Raw genomic sequence first — 20,489 nt, 5'->3', positions numbered from 1 at the left:
ACGCTACTCTCCACTCATGCCACGTCGTCTCGCGCCTGCTCTGATCCTCACCGCCTCCGCACTGCTGCTCCTCGGCTGCAGCTCCCCGACGGCGGCCCCGTCCGCTTCGCCCGCGGCCACGCCTTCCGCATCCGCGTCTGCGGAGCCCGAGGTCGACCCGCAGCTCGTCGTCATGATCGACGGAGTGTCCTTCACGGACGACGGGGGCACCACGACGGCCGAGTACGCGGATCCGGACGCGCTTCTCGCACTGCTCGAGGATGCGACGGGCGAACTCCCGGAGCCCGAACCCGTCGAGGGGATGGAAGGCTACGACATCGAGATGCAGGCCTACGTCTGGGACGGCCTGCGGGTGCTCACCGACACTGCAGGCGAGAGCCCCGCCTCGATGGCGGTCACCGCGGCCGAGGTCGACGGAATCCCCGTGACCACCACAGAGGGTCTCCAGGTGGGGTCGAGCCGGGCAGACCTCCTCGATGCGGGCGCTTGGGGGATCGTCGACACCGATGACCCCGCGACCGCGGAATACGTCGGGCTGGGCGAGAGCGAGGTACCGGGAACCGAGTCGCTGACCCATCCGGGATCCGTCGGAATCCTCTACACCCTGTTCCGGCTCGACGGTGACACGGTGACACAGATCAACGTTCCCGCGAACGACTTCAGCGACATCTGACCGGCGGCTTCCACCGCGTAACCTGGAGTGGCTCGCAATCCCGTGCGAACAGTCGAAGGGCCACCGTGAAGATCTCTCTGCTCCGCCGTTTCGTCGTCCTCGCGGAGGAGCTTCATTTCCCGCGAGCGGCCGAGAAGCTCGGCATCCCGCTGGCCTCGCTGTACACGTCGATCGACAAGCTCGAAGCCGAGGTCGGCCATCCCATCGTCCACCGCGAAGGCCAGACACGGCTGACACACGTCGGTGAGCTCTTGCTGGTCGAGGCGAAGGCCGAGGTCGCCGCGGCTCCTGCGCCGGTGAAGAACCCGCCCGCACCCGCCGGCGGCAAGGCGAAGGCCTCGAAGGGCAAGGGCCGGACCCCCGCGGTGAAGGGTCAGCCGAAGCCCTACAAGAAGCGGCAGGGCCGCTAGGGGGTCAGTCCCAGTCGAGGTACTCCTCGATCACGACCGCGGTCTCGATCGGGTGCGTCATCGGGAAGTGGTGATCCGCTCCGTCGATGCTCTTCACGCTCGCGCGCTCGGGCGCGGTCGCCTGCAGCCGCTCGCCGTTCGCGAACGGGGTGGCGGTGTCCTTGGTGCCCTGGATGATCAGCACCGGCATCACCGGTGCGAGCGGGGTCTCGTCCTCTTCGACGCCGAGCAGCGCCAGGCCGTTCACGCGGTCGGCGTGCGCGACGGCGAACGCCCGCGCGACCGTGCCCCCGAACCCGTGCCCGCCGATCCATGTGTCACCGAGGCCGACGTGGTCGATCACGGCGAGCGCATCCTCGACCCGTGAGTCGAGCGAGACCTCTTCGCCCTTGACCTCGGCCCGGTGGCCAATCAGCAGCACGTGGAAGCCCGCCTCCTCGGCGAGGTAGTGCGCGACGACACCGAGCACGTCGGCCGCAAGGTCCCGCTCCTGGATCAGGGCGAGCTTGACGGGACCGTCGCCCTCGTCGACGAAGGGGATCGCGCGGCCGTCGGGCTCGAAGATCTGGGTGTCGGTCATCGGCGTCAATCTCCTCGTGCCGTCGGTGTCAGGAACTCAGGCGGAACGTACACGGCGGACGCCAGCGACCGGACCGCGACCGGAGCCGCCGTGCTCCAGCGTATCCCGAGCGGGCCGTTGGCGAGACGGAGACGCCCGGATCAGCACCTCGTGGCTACCAGGCCCGCCCCCGAAGATCGATCGCGCCCGAGGGCCACCGGCGCGGTGGAGACTCGAGAGCGAGTGTCAGTATGGGCGGCCCAGGGGGCTGCATGGTGGGCCGACCGGTGCGGTCGATCGAGCGCTCGGCTACCGAGATACGGCTCCATCCGCACGATTCGTAGAAGGAGACGACCTCTTCGCGGCAGCCGAGGTAGCCGAAATCGATGTCGTCCGCATCCGTCATCGACCGGGCCGCGTGTGCCAGGAGCAGAGCACCCGCCCGCTCCCCTCGTGCGCGCGGAGAGACCAGCACTCCACCGACTCCCGCGACCACGACTTCCGCCGTACCGACGCCGATGGTCCGCCGCGCCCAGCCGACGTGGCCCACCACCTCGTCGCCGGCGCGCGCGATGAGATGAACGTCGTGGGGCGCGTAGCCGTACGGCTGATCGGGATCCCACGCTCCGAACTCGGCGAGGTACTCGGCGTCGAACAGCTCTCGCAGGCTCGCCACGTCGTTCGAGGTCAGGCTCTCGTGCGGGACGCCGTCGATGACGAGGCTCGTCATACCTCGACGACCTGCCCGGCTTCCACCCGCCAGTGCCGGTCGGTCTGCACCGTCGCGAGCATCCGTCGATCGTGGGTCACGAGCAGCAGCGTCCCTTCGTAAGACTCGAGTGCCTGCTCCAGCTGCTCGATCGCGGGCAGGTCGAGGTGGTTGGTCGGCTCGTCAAGCACGAGAAGATTGATGCCGCGTGCCTGCAGCAGCGCCAGACCGGCGCGTGTGCGCTCGCCCGGCGAGAGCTCGTCGACGGCGCGTGTCACGTGATCGGCCTTGAGCCCGAACTTCGCCAGGAGCGTGCGCACCTCGCCCGATGCCAGCTCGGGCACGAGCTCCTCGAAGGCGACCGCGAGCGGCTGCGTACCGACCAGCAGTGCACGGGCCTGGTCGATCTCGCCGATCTGCACGCTCGCGCCGAGGCTCGCCGTTCCCTCGTCGGGGAGCTGCCGCCCCAGCAGTCCGCGCAGCAGCGTCGACTTCCCCGCGCCGTTGGGCCCCGTGATGCCGATGCGCTCCCCCGCGTTCACCTGCAGCGACACGGGTCCCAGCTGGAAGGATCCCTGCCGGAACACCGCCGAGCTCAGTGTCGAGACGACCGAGCTGGAACGCGGGGCCGAGCCGATCGTGAACTCGAGCTGCCACTCCTTGCGCGGCTCTTCGACCTCTTCGAGTCGGGCGATCCTGCTCTCCATCTGACGCACCTTCTGCGCCTGCTTCTCGCTGGACTCGGCCGAGGCCTTGCGTTTGATCTTGTCGTTGTCGGGAGACTTCTTCATCGCGTTGCGCACACCCTGGCTGGACCACTCGCGCTGCGTGCGGGCGCGGGCGACGAGGTCGGCCTTCTTGTCGGCGAACTCGTCGTATTTCTCGCGCTGGTGCCGACGAACGGTCGCCCGCTCCTCCAGGTAGGAGTCGTAGCCGCCGCCGAACACCCGGTTGCTGTTCTGAGCGAGATCGAGCTCCAGGACTCTGGTCACGCAGCGGGCGAGGAACTCGCGGTCATGGCTGACCACCACGACACCGCCGCGAAGGCCACGAACGAAGGCCTCCAGTCGCTCGATGCCGTCGAGGTCGAGATCGTTGGTCGGCTCATCGAGCAGGGCGATGTCAAAGCGCGAGAGCAGCAACGCTGCGAGCCCGACGCGGGCGGCCTGGCCACCCGACAGCGAGGTCATCATCGTGTCGGCAGGCTCATCGCCCAGGTCGAGTCCGAGGTCGGCGAGTACCGCCGGGAGACGCTCGTCGAGGTCTGCGGCGCCGCTGGCCAGCCACCGATCCAGCGCCGTCGAGTAGGTGTCGGCGGGGTCCGTGCCCGGGGCCGCGAGCGAGGGGTCACCGAGCGCTGCCGCTGCCGCGTCCATGTCCCTCGTCGCGGCGGCACACCCGGTGCGGCGGGCGATGTAGTCGACGACGCTCTCGCCCACGATGCGCTCGTGCTCCTGCGGAAGCCAGCCCACGAACGCATCCGCCGGAGAAAGCCGGATCGTGCCTGCCTGCGGCTCGTCGACGCCGGCCAGCAGCTTCAGGAGGGTGGACTTCCCCGCCCCGTTGGCTCCTACGAGGCCGACGACGTCGCCCGCGGAGACAGTGAGGTCGAGCGAGTCGAACAGGGTGCGGTGGCCGTACCCGCCGGCCAGCCCTTGGGCCACGAGTGTTGCGGTCATCCGTCAATCCTGTCACCCGTGGGTGTGGTGCGCGGACGCAGGGTCTCAGGCGGCGATGGCACCCGACCTCTGGAGTCGGCGCGTCAGCACGAGCGCGACGGTGAGAGGCACGGCCGCTACGACGCCGAACGAGATGTCGATGAGCTGCCAGCCGATCGGCAGACCGCGGAGGGCTCCCGCGATCAGGGCGAGCGGGACGATGCCCGCGCACATGATGAGACCCCAGATGGTGACCCACACGTTGCGCACCGGATCGATGAGCGGTCCGACGAAGGCGACCGCTATCGCCAGGTGCGCGAACGCCAACCAATCCGTGCCATAAGCCAGGAACGGATAGTCGTCCCCGATGACCTCGAGCCCTTCCGCGACCCGCTGCACCCAGAAGGCGAGGTCGGGGAACGTCGCGCTCAGGCCGGTGCCGTTCAGGATGTCGCGGCCGAGCATGAGCTCCTCACGCAACGGGAAGGCGGTCACCCCGCTCACGACGAGCCCGATGATGACGATGATCAGGCAGATGCGGATCACGAGGATGTCGCGTCGCCCCGGATCCTTCGGCGGCACCGCTCCATCACCCGTGGCACCCCGCGGATCGACCGGCCGCACAGCGTTCATGTCGCGCCGAGATCCGTGCGCCCGTCGGATTCCGTCTCCCGAGGTGCCCTCAGGCGGCGGACGAGGAGCGCCGCCGTGAGGACGGCGAGAAGGGCGGCCACGAGCACGAGGAGGACATTGAGCCCGAACGTGGACCAGGTCGGCAGTTCTGCCTGCGCCAGAGTGAGTCCGCAGGGAGCGGGCGTCAGCATCATGAGGTGTGCGGATGATCCGTGCAATCAGGCGCGCTGGGCCTCGTCCTCCGTGAGAAAGGCGGTCCCGTAGACGGAGCACCCCAACTTCGCTAGGGAGTCGATCAGGTCAGCCTCCAGCACGAATCCGCCCTGTGTGCTGTCGGAGTCTCCGGACCACCAGAGCACGGTCTCACCGCCCTGGCGCAATTCCCGGAGCGCCTGTGCGGCGGGTTCCAGCCTCACCACCAACGCTCGGAGCGCGGAGAAGCCGGTTTGATCGTCGGCACCCGGCTCATCGACGCTTTCCATGAGCGACCAGAACTCCGCTGATACGTCAGATACTGCGGCGCGAAGTTCCGCCCGGCCCGGCCCGCGGGGGTGAGATCGCCTTTGTTGCCCCCGTCGTCAGGCTCAAGCCCGAGCATCGCGGAGATCTCGGCGACCGTCGTCGTGTCGCTGCGGATGCTGAGCACGCTCTGTTGCCCTGGATCATGGACGAAGCCTCCCTCGAGCCGCCCCGTGCCCCACTTCAGTTGTTGAAGCGGAACTCCACGACATCGCCGTCCTGCATGACGTAGTCCTTGCCCTCCAGGCGTGCCTTGCCCTTGGCGCGGGCCTCGACGACGGAGCCCGTCTCGACCAGGTCCTCGAACGACACGATCTCGGCCTTGATGAAGCCCTTCTCGAAGTCGGTGTGGATGACACCGGCGGCCTGAGGCGCCTTCGAGCCCTTGGGGATCGTCCAGGCGCGAGCCTCCTTGGGGCCGGCCGTCAGGTAGGTCTGCAGGCCGAGGGTGTCGAAGCCGATGCGGGCGAGCTGGTCGAGGCCGGACTCGTCCTGGCCGGTCGACGCGAGAAGCTCGGCGGCGTCCTCCGGGTCGAGGTCGATGAGCTCGGACTCGATCTTCGCGTCGAGGAAGATGGCCTTGGCGGGCGCGACGAGGGCGGCGAGCTCCGCCTTGCGGGCGTCGTTCGTCAGCACGGCCTCATCGACGTTGAAGACGAAGATGACGGGCTTCGCGGTGAGCAGACCCAGTTCGCGGATCGGCGTCAGGTCGATGCCCGCGACCGACAGCAGCACGCCACGCTCCAGGGCATCCTTGGCGGCGTTCGCTGTCTCGAGAACGACGGGCTCGATCTTCTTGCCGCGGACTTCCTTCTCGTACCGGGCGATCGCCTTGTCGACGGTCTCGAGGTCGGCGAGCATCAGCTCGGCGTTGATCGTCTCCATGTCGGATGCCGGGTTGACCGTGCCGTCGACGTGCACGACGTCGTCGTCGGCGAAGCCGCGAACCACCTGCGCGATGGCGTCGGCCTCGCGGATGTTCGCGAGGAACTTGTTGCCGAGCCCCTCACCCTCGCTCGCGCCGCGCACGATGCCGGCGATGTCGACGAACGACACGGCCGCGGGGAGGATCCGCTCGCTGCCGAAGATCTCCGCGAGCTTGTCGAGTCGCGGGTCGGGCAGGTTCACCACGCCGACGTTGGGCTCGATCGTGGCGAACGGATAGTTCGCTGCGAGCACGTCGTTCTTGGTGAGTGCGTTGAAGAGGGTGGACTTGCCGACGTTGGGCAGGCCGACGATGCCGATAGTGAGAGCCACGGGGCACGAGTCTACCTGGCCCCACCCCCACCACCCTGCGGAAGCCTGCTCCTCAGTCGCGCACTCAGAGCGCGAGATCAGGCGAGCGCGTGAGATCAGGCGGATGCAGCGGAGTTCTGCCTGATACAGGCTGATCGCCTGATTCGGCGATCAGCCGCGCACGGCGCGGTAGGCCCGTGTCACGTACGGAAGGTCGATAGTGGTGTCGTCGTGCAGATCGAGCTCGTCGAACAGCTCGTCGAGGTCGCGCCGGATGCGGGCCTTCTCATCGTCCGACGCCGTGATGATGTAGCTGCGTGATGCCGCCATGCGGTGCAGGCTGTCGCGGGTGATCGGGCGGACCCACTCCCAGCGCTCCTGCTCGAGCGGGCCGAACGGCGCAGCGACGACCGGATCTCCCTCGGCGAGCATGTTCTCGGCGTGGCTGCCGTGCATGATTTCGGTCAACCGGCGCACCCACTCGACGCGATCGTCGCGGATGTTCCAGATGAGGCCGAGCACTCCCCCGCTGCGCACGACCCGACCGATCTCGGCTGATCCGGCAGCGGGATCCACCCAGTGCCAGGCCTGCCCCAGGACGACCGCGTCGACACTCTCATCCGGGAGGGGCAGCCGCTCCGCCGACCCGACGAAGGTCGGCACCCCCGGCACCGCACCACGGAGGGTCGCAAGCATCTCGGGATCCGGATCGATCGCGACGACCTCGGCATCCGGCGCTTCCGCCAACACCCGCGTGAGCTTGCCTGTGCCCGCGCCGACATCGGCGATACGGCGGGTGCCGTGCGGCATCTTCTCCAGCATCCACGCCACCGCGTCGAAGGGGTATTCGGGTCGTCCGACCTCGTAGTCCGCGGCCTGCGCACCGAACGACGTCGCCATGTCCTCAGCCATGCGGCCAGCCTACGGCGAGTCTCCCGCGTGGTCGCCGACCTCGGGGCGAGAGTGGAGACGTGCCACTGGACTTCACTGCGATCGACTTCGAGACCGCGAACTCCAGCCCCGCCTCTGCCTGTTCCGTCGGGCTGGTCCGTGTGCGCGGCGGCGAGGTCGTCGCGACCACCGGATGGCTGATCCAGCCGCCGCCCGGCCACGACGAGTTCCAGGAGTGGAACGTGCGGATCCACGGGATCCAGCCGGAGGACGTGCTGTCCGCGGCCACGTGGGTCGACCAGTTCGACCGCCTGTGCGCCTTTGCCGGAGCCGACGTGCTCGTCGCCCACAACGCCGGATTCGATCTCAACGTGCTGCGCCGCGCTTCGGAGGCGACGGGCCAGCTGTGCCCGCCGTACCGCTCCCTTTGCAGCCTGCAGGTCGCACGGAAGACCTACGTTCTCGACTCCTATCGCCTGCCGGTCGCCGCGGCCGCCGCCGGATTCGAGGAGTTCGCGCACCACGACGCCCTCGCCGACGCCCGCGCCTGCGCGCAGATCGTGATCGATGCGGCCGCCAGGGCGGGTGCCGCCGACGTGTTCGCGCTCGCCGATGCGCTGAGCCTGCGCGTCACCGCACCCGTCGCACCCGTCGCACCTGCTCTGGAGCGCGCCGTCGCCTGAGTCGACACACCGCTCCCGTGCGCGGCGACCTCGGAATGTCCGACGCCGGCCGCATCATGAACACATGGATGCTCTGGTTGTGGTTCTCCTCCTCGTCGCCCTCGCGGCGGGCGTCGCCGTCGGCTGGTTCCTGCGCGCAGGGCGCGGTGCCGCTGACCTCGCGCGCGCTCAGGCCGAGCTGGCCGCCGCGCGCGACGACCGCGACCGCCAGTACGACCTCTACCGCGATGCCGTGGAGCACGCCCGGAACGAGCAGCGGGCCGAGGCGCAGCGCGTGCAGCAGCAGAACGCGGTGCTGACGGCGCTCGCGCCGGTGCGGGAGAGCCTGCAGCAGATGCAGACCAAGGTCACCGCGATCGAGCGCGAGCGCCATGCCCAGTTCGGCACGTTGGAGGAGCAGCTGCGACGCGCGCAGGAATCCGATGAGGCGCTCCGGGCGACGACGGAGTCTCTGGCCGGCGCCCTGCGCTCGACGGCCACGCGCGGGGTGTGGGGCGAGACGCAGCTGCGCCGCGTGGTGGAAGCGGCGGGGCTCACGCGTCATATCGACTTCGACCTGCAGGCGACGATCTCGTCCGACCGCGGTCAGGGTCGACCCGACATGGTCATCCGCCTCGCCGGCGGCAGCTCCATCGCCGTCGACGCCAAGGTGCCCCTCGACGCGTACCTCGAGGCTTCGGCACTGTCGACGGGAGACGCCCAGGAACCACAGCGGCGCTCCCTGATGCAGAAGCACGTCAAAGCCGTCCGCGCGCACATCGACGCTCTGGCCAAGAAGGCGTACTGGGCGGGACTCGACGCGAGTCCGGAGTTCGTGATCTGCTTCCTGCCGAGCGAGTCCCTCCTCGCCGCGGCCATCGACGAAGACCCCACGTTGCTCGACTACGCGTTCAGCCGTCGAGTGGCGCTCGCGTCTCCTGTGAACCTCTGGGCCGTCCTGAAGACCGTGGCGTTCACATGGACCCAGCAGGAGGTGTCGACCGAGGCACGCACACTGCTGGCCCTCGGCACGCAGCTCTATGACCGGCTCGGTACTCTCGCCGGGCATGCCGACGATCTGCGCCGCGCCCTGGAGCGCACGGTCGACAGCTACAACCGCTTCGCCGGATCGCTCGAAACGCGCGTACTCGTCACGGCCCGGCAGTTCCCCGGCGTCGATGCCGCGGCTCTCGCGTCCGTTCCGTCGGCGACCGCGACCACGGGGCGACGTTTCACCGCTCCTGAGCTGATCACCCTCGACGGCGATGCGAGTGAGCCGACGACTGAGGCCGACGATGCCACAGACGGCATCGACTCCGCATCGGTGCGCGCGGATGTGGGCGAGGTGCGGACTCGTCTCGACGAGATCTAGGCACCGCCACGGTCGCGCCACCACCGTCGCGCACTGCCGGGCGGCCGACCATCGTGCCGAGCCGCGTGGCGTTGAACCGAAGCGTCGAACAGCGCCTCAGGCGATGCCGGGGACGCCGCTGAGCAGCAGGATGACCAGGCCGCTGGTGGCGAGGAAGGCTCCGATCATCCACCAGGCGCTGACCTCATGGCCCTCGTCGCGGCGGACGCGGAACAGCACGTCAGCGCGGCGAGCAGGGTCCGCGACGGCCGCCGGCGGGGTGGTCACGGACGGGGTGGCTGCGACGCCCGACTCAGCGTCGGCGCTCACTCGGAGAATCCGTCCGGTGTTCGTCGTGATGATCTTCGTCGCGGCGGCCTTCGAGCCACTCGTGTGCTGCGTTGTCATCCGTTCGCCCTCCTGTGCCTGCGATGCCTGACGGCTCCGTCCACGGCGACAAACCCAGTGACAATTGTGACACGGCGCTCCGGAAAGCGTGGCTCACCCCGCCCTGAGCCCATACCGGCTCGATAACGATGCCGTCATCGTCGAGGGGGAACAAGCCTTCAGAAAGGCCCCGAGATCAGAGCCACTTCGAGACGAGGTGCTCCGAGGCGATGCGACGGAGGGTCCCGGAAGCTCCACGGAGCACGACGCTCTCCGTGTACACGTAGCCCCGCTCGCGGCGCACGCCCGCAACGAGCTGACCGTCGGTGACGCCGGTCGCGACGAAGATCGTGTTGTTGCCCTGCACGAGGTCATCGGCCTCGTAGACCCTGTCCATCTCGAGCCCGGCGTCGATCCCGCGCTGACGCTCATCGTCGTCACGCGGCCACAGACGTCCCTGGATGTGTCCGCCGAGCGCCTTGATGGCGCATGCCGTGACGATGCCCTCGGGGCTGCCGCCGACGCCGACGCACATGTCGGTGCGGGCGTCGTGCCGAGCCGCGTTGATCCCACCCGCGACGTCGCCGTCGCTCATCAGGCGCGTGCCGGCGCCGGCGTCGCGGATCTCCTGGATGAGCTGCTCGTGGCGTGGCCGATTCAGCACCGACACGACGATCTCGTCGACGGGCTTGTCCAGCGCACCGGCGAGCTTGCGGATGTTCTCGCCGATGGGGAGCCGGATGTCGACGACGCCGACGCCCGCCGGCCCCGTGACGAGCTTGTCCATGTAGAAGACGGTGGACGCGTCCAGCATCGTGCCGCGGTCGGACACGGCGATCACGGACAGCGCGTTCTGCCGACCCGCTGCGGTGAGGGACGTTCCGTCGATGGGGTCGACCGCGATGTCGCACAGCGGTCCACGTCCGGTGCCGACGACCTCGCCGTTGAACAGCATGGGCGCGTTGTCCTTCTCGCCCTCACCGATCACCACGCGGCCCTGGAAATCGACCGTCCCGAGGAATGCGCGCATCGCGTCGACGGCGGCCCCGTCGGCCGCCTCCTTCGCCCCGCGCCCGATGAAGGGGACCGCACGGATGGCCGCAGCCTCCGTCGCTCGCACCAGCTCCATCGCGAGGTTACGGTCGGGACGAAGAGGGCTCAGATCCGCTGTCAGACTCACCATGCGGTCAGCCTAGCTATCGACGCGAGCGAACGGCCCGGTTTTCGGCCTCCATCCCGCGAAGGAATCACGATTCTTAACGTCTGGGCACAAGCAGCGGTACGGCCGGGACTCTCCGCCTTCGATCGACTCCGGTGGCCCCGATAGAGTGGCACCTGTCCCGGCTTCACCTATCGCAGGAGTTCTCATGCCCGTCGCCACCCCGGATCAGTACGCCGAAATGCTCGACCGCGCGAAGGCCGGCGGCTTCGCGTACCCCGCATTCAACGTCTCGAGCTCGCAGACGATCAACTCCGTCCTCCAGGGGCTGACCGAGGCCGGCTCCGACGGCATCATCCAGGTCACCACGGGTGGAGCCGACTACTTCGCTGGCCACACGGTGAAGGCACGCGCCACGGGCGCACTCGCCTTCGCGCGCTTCGCCACCGAAGTCGCCAAGAACTACCCCATCACCGTCGCGCTGCACACGGACCACTGCCCGAAGGACGCCCTCGCCGGCTTCGTCGAGCCGCTGATCGCTGCGTCCGAGGAAGAGGTCAAGGCCGGTCGCAACCCGATCTTCCAGTCCCACATGTGGGACGGCTCGGCCGTTCCCCTCGCGGAGAACATCGAGATCGCGAAGGACCTTCTCCCCCGCATGAAGAACATCAACGCCATCCTCGAGGTCGAGATCGGCGTCGTCGGCGGCGAAGAGGACGGCGTGCAGCACGAGGGCTCGAACGAGGCTCTCTACACGACCTTCGCAGACGTCGACCAGGCCGTGCAGGCGCTGGGTCTCGGAGAGCAGGGTCGCTACATCGCCGCCCTCACGTTCGGCAACGTGCACGGCGTCTACAAGCCCGGTGGCGTCAAGCTGCGCCCGGAGCTCCTCGGCGAGATCCAGGCCGAGGTCGCCGCGAAGTACAACACAGGCGCCAAGCCGCTCGACCTGGTCTTCCACGGCGGCTCCGGCTCGACCGACGAGGAGATCGCCCTCGCAGTCGCGAACGGTGTCATCAAGATGAACATCGACACCGACACGCAGTACGCCTACACGCGTGCGATCGCCGACTACATGTTCAAGAACTACGACGGCGTGCTGAAGGTCGACGGCGAGGTCGGCAACAAGAAGCAGTACGACCCGCGCGCCTGGGGCAAGATCGCCGAGTCGGCGATGGCCGCCCGCGTGGTCGAGTCGACCCGTCAGCTCGGCTCCTACGGCCAGTCGAAGAGCTGATCCGCCACGACTTCGACGAGAGATGCCCCAGCCGAATGGCTGGGGCATCTCTCTTTCGCAGCGGGGTTGCGCCGACCAGCCGGACAGCCGTCAGCGACGACCTCGGCGGATCCGCGTGATCAGGATCGACGCATCGATCAACGCATCGACCACCAGCAGCAGCCCGAGGGTCCTGCCTGCACCCCGCCCGCGAGACGTGACCCACGCCCCCACGACGAACTCTCCGAACGACAGGGCCAGGCCGACCACCGGGCGGCGGCGGAGAGCATCGCCGAGCCGCGCGAGCGGCCGTTCCCGACGGTTGAGAGGCGTGAACTCCCCGACCCCGGCGATCGCCGACTCCCGCACCGCGGTCCACCATCCCACGGGCAAGAATCGCCGTACCGCCGGAGCGGTCGCACCGCCGAACGCGGCGTCGATCAGGTCCGGAGCGACACCGAAGGCAGCCAGGAAGGCGCGCTCCCGAGCCTCGGCACCGATGACGCCGCCCAGCGCCTCGGGGATCAGTGCACGATGGGCGGCGTCCACATCGAGCCTCACGGCCGCGGCGATCTCCAGGAGGTCATCGCGGCTCCCGTCGCCCTCGGTGAGGAGCCGGCGATAGATCTCCGCGGTCTCGGGAACACCGATCGCCGCGATGTCGAGCACGGGCACGGTGTCGCGTTCCGCATCCGTCCAGAACGGAACCGGACCGCCGATGCCCACGGTCACCTCGAACCACACGGCGGCCTCCGCACGGTTCAGCTCGATCACGGGCACCTCCGCAGGAGAGGTCGACCAATCACCAGTCGGCTCCGAGGTTTCGAACTGCTGAAGGGACCAGTCGCCGGACTCCCGGTGATCGACGGTCATTCTGCGCGCCGTCGCCAGGATCCTCGCGACGGCGGGTCCGCGGTGCGAGAACGCCGAGACCTGCACCGCCGGTGCCGCGAACAGCGCGGAATCGATCGCGGCAGCCTCCGATCCGTCGCCGCCCATCTCGACGGAATCGTCGATGAGGTCGTCGACCAGTTCTTCCACCGAATCGAAGCCGGTCGCGACGTCTCCGTCCACGTCCCCGTCCACGTCGAGCCAGAGCGTGAGGCCCTTCTCCTCGAAGGCTGCCTCCAGCTCGCTCGCCGACAAGGTCGACTCGATCGTGTCATCCTCGCTGAGCGTCAGCACGTGGCCATCATCCGTCACCGGAATCGCGAGCACGGCCTCCTCCCGGCCATCCCACTCGGCCGTCGCATCACGCACGCCGGCGGGAACGCGCAGCAGAGAGAGGATGTCGCGGGCCGAGGGGCGAGGGTCGGTCCCGTCAGTACGATCGACCGAAGCGTAGGAGAGATGGACGCCGAAGCTGTTCTGGGGCATCCTCCGACAGTAGCCGTGCGATTCGACGTCTACGGCGCGACGGTCGACATGTAGGCCACGAATGCCGGGTCGTTCATCATCGGCACCGAGATGCAGATAATCACGACGATCATGGTCGCCAGCGCACCCACGATCGGCACCCACCAGGTGATCCGTCGACGCCGCAGCCGTCGGATCGACAGCGCTGCGGTGATCGACCATCCGACGGCGAGGGCGATGGCGGCGATCACTCCCCAAGTGCGCCCCTGGGCGAAGTTGGTGAACTCCCCCTCGATGCCGAGGATCTTCATCGTCTCGTTCATCACGGTCGGCAGGTCGAGATACGAGAGCCCGGTGATGATGATGTTCACCAGGCCGTAGGCCAGCAACCCGATCGTCACGAAGCGGTCGACCGGGTGCGGACGTGCGGCGGGAGCGCTCGCGCTCGGCCCGGGCGCCGCCGGCCCCGCGGTTGCCGGCATCGGCGACACGACGACGACCTCGTCGAGGGGCGGCAGGCCGGCGGCACGCCGTTGCTCCTCGGGGGTGGCGAGTTCGCCGTACTGCGGGCGCTGATCGGTCATCACGCCATGCTAACCGCCCCGGCTCTGCACGCCTCACAGCGAGAGACCCCGAAAACGATAGCGGCCCCGGAGAAGTGGGGACTTCGCGGGGCCGCGGATGTGAAGCGCTGGGGACGCTTCTCATCCAGTTTGATCACCGGCGCTGGGGACGCCTGAGGTGATCTGTAGCGCTGTTGCATGCCGCTACTCCCCCGATCATAGGAAAACGTGTGCCCGAGCACCAGGGGTCAGACTTCAGATAGTGAACTCCGCACCGTCCGAGCCGCCGTCTAGGGTGTCGGCCCCGAGTTGCAGCGAGAGCCGCCTCGCCGCTCGCTGCAGCGTCGCGACGAGCTCGCTGTCCACGACGGCCCGGTCAGCCGGCAGCGAGATCGCCAGCGACGCGGTGACGCCGGGGGCGATGACGGGCACCGCGACGCAGGTCGCGCCGATCACATACTCCTCGTGATCCACGGCCCATCCCGGCGAATGCTCCAGCTGCGTCAGGAGTGTGCGACGATCGCTGATCGTGCGCGGCGTGAGCTCCTCCAGGCGATGCCGGGAGAGGTAGTCGAGCCGGTCGTCATCGGGCAGATCCGCGAGGATCTGCTTCCCCAGTGCGGTCGCATGGGCGCTCGACTGCAACCCCACCCAGAGTTCGACACGGGGGTTGCGCACCGCGTCGACGATGTCGACCAGGTGCATCTCTCCGTCCGCGAAGCGGGAGAGGTACGCGGTCGCACCCAGGTCTTCCGTCACATCCCGGAGCGAGGCCCGAACCCGGGCGAGGAAGACCCCGCGCGAGTCGATCTGCTGCTGGAACGAGGGGAACCGCGAGCCGAGCACAAGCCCGTCCGGTTCCGAGCTGAGGTACCCCTCGTGGACGAGGGTGCGTACGAGGTTGTAGGTCGTGCCCGGCGTCAATCCCGTGATCGCGGCCAGCATCTTCGCCGGAAGCGGGCGAGGCGAATTGGCGACGATGTCGACCAGCCGCAGAGCACGCTGCACCGACCCGATGAGGGTCGGCTCCGCGTCCGCGGCGCTCAAGGCTACGCGCCTCCTCCAGTGGCACGACCGCCGAGCGCCCGATCGTCGCGCTGACCGGAAGCATCGTGTCGAAGCTCCTTCGGCAGCGAGAACATCAGGTCTTCTTCCGCCGTCTTGACCTCTTCGACATCGCGATACCCGGCATCGCCGATCGCCTCGAGCACCTCGCGCACCAGCACCTCCGGCACGGAGGCCCCGCTGGTCACGCCGACGGTCTCGACGCCGTCGAGCCACTCCTGCTGGATCTCCTCGGCATAGTCGACGCGATATGCCGCCTTCGCCCCATACTCGAGTGCGACCTCGACCAGACGCACGCTGTTCGAGGAGTTGGACGAGCCCACGACGATCACGAGGTCGGCCCCGGCCGCGACCTTCTTGATCGCGACCTGGCGGTTCTGCGTGGCGTAGCAGATGTCGTCGGACGGCGGATTGTGCAGCTCGGGGAAGCGCGTGCGGAGCCGGTTCACCGTCTCCATGGTCTCGTCGACGGAGAGCGTCGTCTGTGAGAGCCAGACCACCTTGTTCGGATCCTTGACGACGACGGTGTCGGCCTCTTCCGGAGAGTTCACGACCGTGACGTGCTCCGGGGCCTCGCCCGCCGTTCCCTCGACCTCTTCATGGCCCTCGTGACCGATGAGCAGGATCTCGAAGTCGTCCCGGGCGAACCGCACGGCCTCGCGGTGCACCTTGGTGACCAACGGGCAGGTCGCGTCGATCGCATGCAGTCCCCGATCGGATGCGGCGTTCACGACCGCGGGCGAGACGCCGTGCGCGCTGAAGACGACGTGTGCGCCCTCGGGAACCTCGTCGACCTCTTCGACGAAGATCGCGCCCTTCTCCTCGAGCTCGGTCACGACGTGGATGTTGTGCACGATCTGCTTGCGCACATAGACCGGGGCGCCGTAGCGTTCGAGCGCCTTCTCGACGGCGACGACAGCTCGGTCGACGCCGGCGCAGTATCCGCGCGGCGCGGCGAGCAGGACCCGCTTGTGTCCGGCCACCGGGTTATCCTGAAGCCGTCCGGCCGCCGCACGCACACGCGGGAGACGGGGGACGGGGAGATGCACGGCAGTCGAAGTCACCCTTGGATTCTACCGCCGCGCGGCTGTGCGAGGCCGGAGAGCGCAGGGGCAGGAACGGGAGCGGATGACAGTCTTCGAAGCGACGACGGGCCAGGGCGAGACACCGCCCGCCGATTCGGTCGCCCCTCGCGATTCCACAGCCGATGCCCCGACCTCGGTCACGCGGCTCAACGCGACGATCCGCGACTTCATCGCCCGCTGGAACACCGTCTGGGTCGAGGGCGAGATCACCTCGTGGAACGTGCGCGCCGGCAACGTCTTCGCGCGCCTGAAGGACACCCGATCGGACGCGCAGATCTCGATCCGCGTGTGGTCGAGCGTGCGCGGCCGCATCCCCTCCGACATCGGCATCGGCGATCACGTCGTGGTCGCGGTCAAAGCCGACTACTTCGTAAAGGCCGGCGACTTCAGCTTCGCTGTTTCGGCGATGAAGCACGTGGGGCTGGGCGATCAGCTCGAACGCCTCGAGAAGCTCCGGGTGCAGCTGCGCCAGGAGGGCCTGTTCGATCCGGCCCGGAAGAAGCGCCTGCCGTTCCTCCCCCATGTGATCGGCCTGATCACCGGCGAGCGCTCCGACGCCGAGAAGGACGTGCACCGCAACGCCGAGCTGCGCTGGCCGCAGGTGCGCTTCCGCACCGAGTACGCCGCCGTGCAGGGCGATCGCTGCGTGCCGGACACCCTGGCCGCTCTCGCACGGCTGGATGCCGACCCCGAAGTCGACGTCATCATCATCGCCCGCGGCGGCGGCGACCCGCAGACGCTCCTCGGTTTCAGCGACGAGCGTCTGGTCCGGGCGGTGGCCGCGGCGTCCACTCCCGTCGTCAGCGCGATCGGACACGAGAACGATCATCCCCTGCTCGACGATGTCGCAGATCTCCGAGCGTCCACCCCGACGGACGCGGCGAAGCGCGTGGTACCCGACGTCGGAGAGCAGCGGGCGCTCATAGCGCAGCTGAGATCTCGCGCGACGACCCGCCTCACCCAGCGCGTCACTCACGACATCGCGCAGCTCGAGCAGCTCCGCTCCCGACCGGTGCTCCGCTCCCCCGCCCCGATCATCGACGCGCGCGCCCAGGAGCTGTGGCTCCTGCTGGCGCGTGGCCGTGACAGCCTCACCCGACAGCTCGACACCGCGGGCCGTCGCACCAGCGAGCTGCGTGCCTCCCTGCGGGCGCTCTCCCCTGCGGCGACGCTGGCTCGCGGCTACGCGATCGCGCACCTCGACGGCGGCGTGATCCTTCGCGATGCGGCGGATGCCCCGGCCGGCAGCAGCCTCACGATCATGGTCGATCGCGGTTCGGTGGCTGCCCGCTCCGAGGGCGAGATCCCTGAGAACGACTGAGCCGGGCCGGCGCGACGCACGACGTAGGATGGAGGAGTGAGCGCGCTGAACGACATCCCCGTGGAAACGCTGTCGTTCGAGGCAGCCCGTGACGAGCTGGTGAAGGTCGTCGCCGAGCTCGAGCAGGGCTCTCCGACGCTCGAGCATTCGCTCGCGCTCTGGGAACGCGGCGAAGCGCTGGCCGCTCGCTGCGAGGAATGGCTGCTCGGCGCGAAGCGCCGACTGGACGCCGCACGTGCCGCCGCATCCGACGAGACGTCTGGCGGAGACGCATGAGCAAGCAGCCTCCGATCATCGCCGAGCTCGGACGCCCGGAGACCCCGGAAGAGACCGCCGCCCGCAAGGCGGCCTCCAGCAAGGCCTACCGATCCAGTCAGACCTTCCGCAATCTCATCGCGGCGCTGCTGGTCACGGTGGCCGTCGTCGCCGTCATCATCTTCGCGGTGCCGCGGGGCGAGCCGGTGGAACGCAAGCCGCTCGACGTCGCGGCCGTGGCCGAAGGCGTGGAGTCCTCGATGGAACGCCCCGTCCTGATCCCCGAGCTCGGCACCTTCTGGCGCGCGAACGACGCCGAGATGCAGGGCGGCGCCACGGTCGTCTGGGAAGTGACTCTCGCCCCGAAATCCGACACCAAACGCGGGTTCGTCAAGGTCGCGCAGGCCTTCGACGCCGACGCATCCTGGGCTCCGCAGCGCCTGAACGGCATCGCGCCCACAGACACGGTGCGCATCGGCGGACTCGAGTGGGACGTCTACAAGCCCGCCAGCGCCGAGTCGAACGCCAATGTCACCTACGCCATCGGCACTCAGGCGGGCGACGACTACATCCTGCTCTACGGCGCACGCTCGGCGGACTCCACCGCCGAGCTCGCCGAATCCCTCATCCCGCAGATCCGCGACATCTCGGAGGCCTCATGACTCACCCCCTGTCCCCCTCCGCAGCCTGGCAACAGATGCAGGAGGGGAACCGCCGTTTCGTCGCCGACGAGCCACTTCACCCGAACCAGGATGTGGCCCGACGCAAGGACCTGGCCGCGGCGCAGCATCCCGTCGCGACCCTGTTCGGCTGCTCGGACTCGCGCCTCGCCGCGGAGATCATCTTCGACCTCGGGCTCGGTGACCTGTTCGTCGTCCGCAACGCCGGTCAGGTGATGGGCGAGTCGATCGTCGCGAGCCTCGAGTATGCGGTGGCGGTGCTCGAGGTTCCTCTGATCGTGGTCCTCGCCCACGACTCCTGCGGCGCGGTTCGCGCGGCGATCGACGGCACAGCGATCGACGCCGCTCCTCTGCCGCCGCACATCTGGAAGCTGATCGCCCCGATCGTCCCCGCCGCACGGAAGGTCCTGGCAGAGAACGGCGGCGGCACGGTCGCCGACATCGACTCCGAACTGGTCGGCATCGAGCACCTGCGCAACACGGTGCGCGACCTGCTGCAGTCGTCCGAGATCATCAGCAATGCCGTCGCCGAAGGCCGTCTCGGCATCGTCGGCGCCAACTACCGTCTGGCCGAGGGCGTGGCGGTGCCCGTCATCACGGTCGGAATCGACACCGAGGACGTCACCAAGGGGATCGACCCCGAAACCAAGGAGGGTTCTGAATGACCGACACCGACCAGCGCAGCGGCGAAAATGCGCAGGGCTACCGGATCGAGCACGACACCATGGGTGAGGTGCGGGTGCCCGTCAACGCGCTCTACGGGGCACAGACGCAGCGCGCCGTGGAGAACTTCCCGATCTCGGGCAAGGGGCTGGAGTCGACGCAGATCGCCGCCCTCGCGCGGATCAAGAAGGCGGCAGCACTCGCCAACAAGGAGCTCGGCACCCTCGACGGCGCCATCGCCGACGCGATCGCCCAGGCCGCCGACCAGGTGGCCTCGGGTGCGCACGACGGCGAGTTCCCGGTCGACACCTACCAGACCGGCTCCGGCACCTCGTCGAACATGAACATGAACGAGGTGCTGGCGACGCTCGCGACGCGCATCCTCGGCGCGACCGTCCACCCCAACGACCACGTGAACGCGTCGCAGTCGTCGAACGACGTGTTCCCGACGTCGGTGCACATCGCCGTGACGCAGGCCCTCATCGACACCCTCATCCCGGCGCTCGACCACCTCGCCGTCGCCCTCGAGGCGAAGGCCGAGCTGTGGAAGGACGCGGTCAAGTCCGGCCGCACGCACCTCATGGATGCCACGCCCGTGACCCTCGGCCAGGAGTTCGGCGGCTACGCCCGTCAGGTGCGCCTCGGCATCGAGCGCGTGCAGTCGGCCCTCCCCCGCGTCGCTGAGGTTCCGCTGGGCGGCACCGCCGTCGGCACCGGAATCAACACGCCCCTCGGCTTCCCGCAGAAGGTCATCGCGCTCCTCGCGGCCGAGACCGAGCTGCCCATCACCGAGGCGAAGGATCACTTCGAGGCACAGGCCAACCGCGACGGCCTCGTCGAAGCGTCCGGCGCACTGCGCACGATCGCGGTCTCGCTCACCAAGATCAATAACGATCTGCGGTGGATGGGCTCCGGCCCCAACACGGGCCTCGGCGAGCTGCACATCCCCGACCTCCAGCCCGGCTCCTCGATCATGCCCGGCAAGGTCAACCCGGTCGTCCCCGAGGCCGTGCTGATGGTGTGCGCACGCGTGATCGGCAACGACGCGACGGTCGCCTGGGCCGGAGCATCCGGTTCCTTCGAGCTGAACGTCGCCATCCCGGTCATGGGCACTGCCGTGCTCGAGTCGATCCGTCTGCTGTCGAACGCCTCGCGCGTGCTCGCCGACAAGACGATCGACGGCCTCCAGGCGAACGTCGAGCGCGCAGCGGCCTTCGCCGGCATGAGCCCGTCGATCGTCACGCCGCTGAACAAGCTCATCGGCTACGAGGCGGCGGCGAAGATCGCCAAGCACTCGGTCGCCAAGGGCATCACGGTGCGCGACGCCGTCATCGACCTCGGCTACGTCGAGCGCGGTGACCTCACGCTGGAGCAGCTGGACGAGAAGCTCGACCTGCTGTCGATGACCCACCCGGGCTGACCCACACGGGCCGACCGA

At 68.7% G+C, this 20,489-nt stretch carries 24 protein-coding genes; 10 read left to right on the top strand and 14 right to left on the bottom strand.

From position 1 onward, the window contains the following. Positions 1 to 16 precede the first annotated feature (16 nt). Positions 17 to 673: a hypothetical protein gene (locus ACFC14_RS11580; RefSeq protein WP_376104438.1), complete on the top strand. Its 657-nt coding sequence runs from the start codon at positions 17 to 19 to the stop codon at positions 671 to 673. A 65-nt stretch (positions 674 to 738) separates the two neighbouring features. After that, on the top strand, positions 739 to 1,083 hold the full coding sequence (locus tag ACFC14_RS11575) for a LysR family transcriptional regulator (RefSeq protein WP_376104435.1): 345 nt from the start codon (positions 739 to 741) through the stop codon (positions 1,081 to 1,083). A 4-nt stretch (positions 1,084 to 1,087) separates the two neighbouring features. Here ACFC14_RS11575 and ACFC14_RS11570 read toward each other — a convergent pair whose 3' ends face one another. The 8 genes from ACFC14_RS11570 to ACFC14_RS11535 all read right to left on the bottom strand — a co-directional run bounded on the left by ACFC14_RS11570 (position 1,088) and on the right by ACFC14_RS11535 (position 7,309). Continuing rightward, on the bottom strand, positions 1,088 to 1,663 hold the full coding sequence (locus ACFC14_RS11570) for an alpha/beta fold hydrolase (RefSeq protein ID WP_376104433.1): 576 nt from the start codon (positions 1,661 to 1,663) through the stop codon (positions 1,088 to 1,090). Between the two features lie 154 nt (positions 1,664 to 1,817). Continuing rightward, positions 1,818 to 2,372 (bottom strand): GNAT family N-acetyltransferase, encoded by a 555-nt coding sequence (locus tag ACFC14_RS11565; protein ID WP_376104430.1) that lies wholly within the window; start codon positions 2,370 to 2,372, stop codon positions 1,818 to 1,820. Further along, complete coding sequence (locus ACFC14_RS11560; RefSeq protein WP_376104427.1) at positions 2,369 to 4,030, bottom strand: ABC-F family ATP-binding cassette domain-containing protein; 1,662 nt, start codon at positions 4,028 to 4,030, stop codon at positions 2,369 to 2,371. Before ACFC14_RS11560 ends, ACFC14_RS11565 begins: the two co-directional genes overlap by 4 nt. A 45-nt stretch (positions 4,031 to 4,075) precedes the next feature. Next, positions 4,076 to 4,642 carry a hypothetical protein gene (locus tag ACFC14_RS11555; RefSeq protein WP_376104425.1) on the bottom strand — a complete coding sequence of 189 codons (567 nt, stop codon included), beginning with the start codon at positions 4,640 to 4,642 and terminating at the stop codon, positions 4,076 to 4,078. Then, positions 4,639 to 4,836, bottom strand: a complete 198-nt coding sequence (locus ACFC14_RS11550) for a hypothetical protein (protein WP_376104422.1) — start codon at positions 4,834 to 4,836, stop codon at positions 4,639 to 4,641. The genes ACFC14_RS11555 and ACFC14_RS11550 overlap by 4 nt, the downstream gene beginning before the upstream one ends. Positions 4,837 to 4,860: 24 nt before the next feature. Then, positions 4,861 to 5,124 (bottom strand): hypothetical protein, encoded by a 264-nt coding sequence (locus tag ACFC14_RS11545; protein ID WP_376104419.1) that lies wholly within the window; start codon positions 5,122 to 5,124, stop codon positions 4,861 to 4,863. A 220-nt stretch (positions 5,125 to 5,344) separates the two neighbouring features. Then, entirely contained in the window at positions 5,345 to 6,418 is a 1,074-nt protein-coding gene (ychF, locus tag ACFC14_RS11540) for a redox-regulated ATPase YchF (protein ID WP_376104416.1), read from the bottom strand. A gap of 150 nt (positions 6,419 to 6,568) precedes the next feature. Further along, a complete protein-coding gene (locus ACFC14_RS11535; RefSeq protein WP_376104413.1) occupies positions 6,569 to 7,309 on the bottom strand; it encodes a class I SAM-dependent methyltransferase in 741 nt (246 codons plus the stop codon). Positions 7,310 to 7,368: 59 nt separating this feature from the next. On the opposite strand from ACFC14_RS11535, the gene ACFC14_RS11530 reads away from it, so the two are divergent. Beyond that, positions 7,369 to 7,971 (top strand): exonuclease domain-containing protein, encoded by a 603-nt coding sequence (locus tag ACFC14_RS11530; protein WP_376104410.1) that lies wholly within the window; start codon positions 7,369 to 7,371, stop codon positions 7,969 to 7,971. Positions 7,972 to 8,035: 64 nt separating this feature from the next. Continuing rightward, on the top strand, positions 8,036 to 9,322 hold the full coding sequence (locus ACFC14_RS11525) for a DNA recombination protein RmuC (RefSeq protein WP_376104407.1): 1,287 nt from the start codon (positions 8,036 to 8,038) through the stop codon (positions 9,320 to 9,322). 96 nt (positions 9,323 to 9,418) lie between these two features. On the opposite strand, the gene ACFC14_RS11520 is transcribed toward ACFC14_RS11525, so the two are convergent. After that, entirely contained in the window at positions 9,419 to 9,709 is a 291-nt protein-coding gene (locus ACFC14_RS11520; RefSeq protein ID WP_376104405.1) for a hypothetical protein, read from the bottom strand. 175 nt (positions 9,710 to 9,884) lie between these two features. Then, positions 9,885 to 10,871 carry a class II fructose-bisphosphatase gene (glpX, locus tag ACFC14_RS11515; RefSeq protein ID WP_136043529.1) on the bottom strand — a complete coding sequence of 329 codons (987 nt, stop codon included), beginning with the start codon at positions 10,869 to 10,871 and terminating at the stop codon, positions 9,885 to 9,887. A gap of 184 nt (positions 10,872 to 11,055) precedes the next feature. On the opposite strand from glpX, the gene fbaA reads away from it, so the two are divergent. Beyond that, a complete protein-coding gene (fbaA, locus tag ACFC14_RS11510) occupies positions 11,056 to 12,084 on the top strand; it encodes a class II fructose-bisphosphate aldolase (RefSeq protein WP_136043528.1) in 1,029 nt (342 codons plus the stop codon). A 90-nt stretch (positions 12,085 to 12,174) separates the two neighbouring features. Here the strand turns inward: fbaA and ACFC14_RS11505 are convergent, their stop codons facing one another. The 4 genes from ACFC14_RS11505 to ACFC14_RS11490 form a co-directional block, all read right to left on the bottom strand. After that, positions 12,175 to 13,440 (bottom strand): hypothetical protein, encoded by a 1,266-nt coding sequence (locus tag ACFC14_RS11505; protein ID WP_376104401.1) that lies wholly within the window; start codon positions 13,438 to 13,440, stop codon positions 12,175 to 12,177. 29 nt (positions 13,441 to 13,469) lie between these two features. Next, entirely contained in the window at positions 13,470 to 14,003 is a 534-nt protein-coding gene (locus ACFC14_RS11500) for a DUF6264 family protein (protein ID WP_376104398.1), read from the bottom strand. Positions 14,004 to 14,237: 234 nt separating this feature from the next. Next, entirely contained in the window at positions 14,238 to 15,029 is a 792-nt protein-coding gene (locus ACFC14_RS11495) for an IclR family transcriptional regulator (RefSeq protein WP_376104395.1), read from the bottom strand. Positions 15,030 to 15,031: 2 nt separating this feature from the next. After that, complete coding sequence (locus ACFC14_RS11490) at positions 15,032 to 16,111, bottom strand: 4-hydroxy-3-methylbut-2-enyl diphosphate reductase (protein ID WP_205820412.1); 1,080 nt, start codon at positions 16,109 to 16,111, stop codon at positions 15,032 to 15,034. A gap of 64 nt (positions 16,112 to 16,175) precedes the next feature. On the opposite strand from ACFC14_RS11490, the gene xseA reads away from it, so the two are divergent. The 5 genes from xseA to ACFC14_RS11465 are packed head-to-tail and all read left to right on the top strand — an operon-like array spanning position 16,176 to position 20,471. Further along, a complete protein-coding gene (xseA, locus tag ACFC14_RS11485; RefSeq protein WP_376104392.1) occupies positions 16,176 to 17,453 on the top strand; it encodes an exodeoxyribonuclease VII large subunit in 1,278 nt (425 codons plus the stop codon). 36 nt (positions 17,454 to 17,489) lie between these two features. After that, positions 17,490 to 17,729 carry an exodeoxyribonuclease VII small subunit gene (locus ACFC14_RS11480; RefSeq protein ID WP_376104389.1) on the top strand — a complete coding sequence of 80 codons (240 nt, stop codon included), beginning with the start codon at positions 17,490 to 17,492 and terminating at the stop codon, positions 17,727 to 17,729. Further along, positions 17,726 to 18,370 (top strand): DUF4245 family protein, encoded by a 645-nt coding sequence (locus tag ACFC14_RS11475; protein ID WP_376104386.1) that lies wholly within the window; start codon positions 17,726 to 17,728, stop codon positions 18,368 to 18,370. The genes ACFC14_RS11480 and ACFC14_RS11475 overlap by 4 nt, the downstream gene beginning before the upstream one ends. Next, positions 18,367 to 19,053 carry a carbonic anhydrase gene (locus ACFC14_RS11470; RefSeq protein ID WP_136043522.1) on the top strand — a complete coding sequence of 229 codons (687 nt, stop codon included), beginning with the start codon at positions 18,367 to 18,369 and terminating at the stop codon, positions 19,051 to 19,053. The genes ACFC14_RS11475 and ACFC14_RS11470 overlap by 4 nt, the downstream gene beginning before the upstream one ends. Then, positions 19,050 to 20,471, top strand: a complete 1,422-nt coding sequence (locus ACFC14_RS11465) for a class II fumarate hydratase (protein WP_376104383.1) — start codon at positions 19,050 to 19,052, stop codon at positions 20,469 to 20,471. Before ACFC14_RS11470 ends, ACFC14_RS11465 begins: the two co-directional genes overlap by 4 nt. Positions 20,472 to 20,489 lie beyond the last annotated feature (18 nt).

The sequence above is a fragment of the Microbacterium sp. NPDC055988 genome, from assembly GCF_042269505.1.
Taxonomy (GTDB): domain Bacteria; phylum Actinomycetota; class Actinomycetes; order Actinomycetales; family Microbacteriaceae; genus Microbacterium.
Note: the sequence above shows the minus strand (reverse complement) of the source record. Positions and strands in the feature narration are given on the sequence as shown.

Bases quoted from the DNA above. Each gene is read 5' to 3' on its own strand.
- ACFC14_RS11580 (WP_376104438.1), top strand. From the start codon at position 17: ATGCCACGTCGTCTCGCGCCTGCTCTGATCCTCACCGCCTCCGCACTG.
- ACFC14_RS11570 (WP_376104433.1), bottom strand. From the start codon at position 1,663: ATGACCGACACCCAGATCTTCGAGCCCGACGGCCGCGCGATCCCCTTC.
- ACFC14_RS11565 (WP_376104430.1), bottom strand. From the start codon at position 2,372: ATGACGAGCCTCGTCATCGACGGCGTCCCGCACGAGAGCCTGACCTCG.
- ACFC14_RS11560 (WP_376104427.1), bottom strand. From the start codon at position 4,030: ATGACCGCAACACTCGTGGCCCAAGGGCTGGCCGGCGGGTACGGCCAC.
- ACFC14_RS11555 (WP_376104425.1), bottom strand. From the start codon at position 4,642: ATGAACGCTGTGCGGCCGGTCGATCCGCGGGGTGCCACGGGTGATGGA.
- ACFC14_RS11550 (WP_376104422.1), bottom strand. From the start codon at position 4,836: ATGATGCTGACGCCCGCTCCCTGCGGACTCACTCTGGCGCAGGCAGAA.
- ACFC14_RS11545 (WP_376104419.1), bottom strand. From the start codon at position 5,124: ATGGAAAGCGTCGATGAGCCGGGTGCCGACGATCAAACCGGCTTCTCC.
- ACFC14_RS11535 (WP_376104413.1), bottom strand. From the start codon at position 7,309: ATGGCTGAGGACATGGCGACGTCGTTCGGTGCGCAGGCCGCGGACTAC.
- ACFC14_RS11525 (WP_376104407.1), top strand. From the start codon at position 8,036: ATGGATGCTCTGGTTGTGGTTCTCCTCCTCGTCGCCCTCGCGGCGGGC.
- ACFC14_RS11520 (WP_376104405.1), bottom strand. From the start codon at position 9,709: ATGACAACGCAGCACACGAGTGGCTCGAAGGCCGCCGCGACGAAGATC.
- glpX (WP_136043529.1), bottom strand. From the start codon at position 10,871: ATGGTGAGTCTGACAGCGGATCTGAGCCCTCTTCGTCCCGACCGTAAC.
- fbaA (WP_136043528.1), top strand. From the start codon at position 11,056: ATGCCCGTCGCCACCCCGGATCAGTACGCCGAAATGCTCGACCGCGCG.
- ACFC14_RS11505 (WP_376104401.1), bottom strand. From the start codon at position 13,440: ATGCCCCAGAACAGCTTCGGCGTCCATCTCTCCTACGCTTCGGTCGAT.
- ACFC14_RS11500 (WP_376104398.1), bottom strand. From the start codon at position 14,003: ATGACCGATCAGCGCCCGCAGTACGGCGAACTCGCCACCCCCGAGGAG.
- xseA (WP_376104392.1), top strand. From the start codon at position 16,176: ATGACAGTCTTCGAAGCGACGACGGGCCAGGGCGAGACACCGCCCGCC.
- ACFC14_RS11475 (WP_376104386.1), top strand. From the start codon at position 17,726: ATGAGCAAGCAGCCTCCGATCATCGCCGAGCTCGGACGCCCGGAGACC.
- ACFC14_RS11470 (WP_136043522.1), top strand. From the start codon at position 18,367: ATGACTCACCCCCTGTCCCCCTCCGCAGCCTGGCAACAGATGCAGGAG.
- ACFC14_RS11465 (WP_376104383.1), top strand. From the start codon at position 19,050: ATGACCGACACCGACCAGCGCAGCGGCGAAAATGCGCAGGGCTACCGG.